At 54.8% G+C, this 2,063-nt stretch carries 1 protein-coding gene and 1 pseudogene; both read right to left on the bottom strand.

Features of this window, described 5'->3' with window-relative positions; all coding sequences use genetic code 11:
* Positions 1-10: 10 nt before the first annotated feature.
* Positions 11-1,555, bottom strand: a complete 1,545-nt coding sequence (gene amyS / locus DI14_RS11650; protein ID WP_034808726.1) for an alpha-amylase — start codon at positions 1,553-1,555, stop codon at positions 11-13.
* 285 nt (positions 1,556-1,840) lie between these two features.
* Positions 1,841-2,063 (bottom strand): annotated as a pseudogene (locus DI14_RS15640) (transposase); the annotation flags it as partial.

Below are 2,063 nucleotides of genomic sequence, written 5' to 3'. Positions count from 1 at the left end.
CTCGTTTTTCTTATTGTTGTGTATAGATGGACACCGATCCCCCGTTGACAAAGAACTGGCCCCAGCCATCGGCGTTGATTGTGACGAGGCGGCTGTTGTTGCCTGTCATGTCTTTCCACACTTCGCCGGCGTTTTGACGACCGACGTACATCCATTTCGAGCCGCCCGGTCCGTCCGATAGAATCGTCGCGAGACCCGACTTGGCACGGTCCGCCACACCTTCGCGCGTCCAGCCGATGACGTCGTGATGGTCGATATAGTCGTGTTGCGTGCCGTAGGCGAAGTCTTTCCGCGCCTTCATGATCGGCTGCAGCGACGCCGACATGTTCGGAATTTCCCGGTTCGTCGTCCCTTTCGTCCCGTAATAATCGCCGTAAAAGAGCGTCGGGTACCCTTGTCCGCGTGTCATAATCGTCGCATAGGCGAGCGGCTTGAACCAGTTGGCGACCGTCGATTCAAGCGATTGCCCTGGCTGCGAGTCATGGTTGTCGACGATTGTCACCGCGAGAGATGGGTGTTGCTCGACAACCGTCCCTTTCAAAATGTTGCGCATATCATAAAACCCGCCGCCGTTCCCGGCTGCTTGGAAGTTATAATGGAGCGGCACATCGAAGACGGAATGCGTGTAGCCGGTCTTCGCCAAGTAGTCGTTGATGGCGCCAAGGTCGTTCTTCCAATATTCGGCGACAGTAAACATCTCTTTACCGGTCGTCTGACGGACGCTCGTCACCCACTCGCGCAAGTACGAATGGCTAATATGTTTGACCGCATCCAAACGGAAGCCGTCGAGGCCGAGCGAATCTGCGTACCACTTGCCCCAGTTTTTCATCTCCTGTCTAACTTCTGGATGTTCAAAATCGACGTCGGCATACATGAGGTAGTCATAGTTCCCGTTCTCGTTCGAGACGTCCGTATCCCACGCCTTCCCCGTGCTCTTGAATTTGTAGATTCGGCTCAAGTTACGCGACTGGTCCCAATCGGTGCCGTCAAAGTGGTACCAGCGCCATTTGAAAGGCGAGTATGTATTGTTGCGCCCGGCGAAGTTGAAGCCGGTCCAAGCCGAGATGGCGTACTCGCCCGACGTCTCCTGATTGCGGTTCGACGGGTTGACCTCAATCGCTTGGACGGTCTCCGTATAGTCGGCACCACCCTTATGGTTCATGACGACGTCACCGTAGACACCGATGCCTTTGCCGCGCAAGCTCGTGATGGCCGACTGGAGCTGAGCTCTCGTCCCGTACTTCGTCCGGGTCGTCCCTTTTTGATTGAACTCACCGAGGTCATATAAGTCGTACGCGCCGTAGCCGACATCGTTTTGCGACGTGCCTTTATACGCCGGCGGAATCCAAACCGTCGTCACCCCGATGTCTTTCAAATGCTGTGAATCGTTCGATAGCCGGTTCCAATGTAGCCCATCGTTCGGGACGTACCATTCGAAGTACTGCATCATCGTGCCGTTCTGCGGGGTCGCCGCTTGCGCGACCGGTTGCCCAGCCAGCAGTGCAATTGCTGTGACTCCTGCCGTCAAAGCAACCCCTTTCCGTCGTTTACCCATCCCTTTTCCTCCTCAAAAGATTAATGCAAGCGCTTTCATTAATCATCATGCCCGATTTCACTTTCGTTTAATAGAGGGTTTCGCTAAAACGGTGCTTCGCGCCTAACTATTTTTTTCGTGAATAGTTCAGTCGACCAAAACAAAAACGGATGGCTTGTGCCATCCGCAGACTGTTGACGAACCAATTCGCTTTTCGCGGATTGGTTCGTCTTTTTTAGGTTCGATGAGCTTGAGGCGCTCTGCCCGGCACAAGATTGAAAAAATGGTATGTATACGGTCTCTCCAGGCCAACAGGTTGGCCAGCTTCTTCATGTTTTGTGCGGTGGCTGCCACCAGGTTGGCGCGCTGGACCGCCTCACGCCCACGGTAGAACGTGAAACGGAGCCCATGAAGCTCCTTCGCGTCAGCGAACGAGCGCTCCACGGTCTGTGGCCGGAGACGGTATAGGTATTGACCGGATGCGGTCAATCGATTTCTGTTCACCGCTTCGAGGAACGGCTCGTCCAAG

Source organism: Exiguobacterium sp. AB2 (assembly GCF_000696055.1).
Classification (GTDB): domain Bacteria; phylum Bacillota; class Bacilli; order Exiguobacteriales; family Exiguobacteriaceae; genus Exiguobacterium; species Exiguobacterium alkaliphilum.
The sequence above is the reverse complement of the archived record's forward strand: the minus strand, read 5'-3'. Positions and strand labels throughout refer to the sequence as shown.

Coding starts and splice junctions, on each gene's coding strand:
- amyS (WP_034808726.1), bottom strand. CDS start 1,555: ATGGGTAAACGACGGAAAGGGGTTGCTTTGACGGCAGGAGTCACAGCA.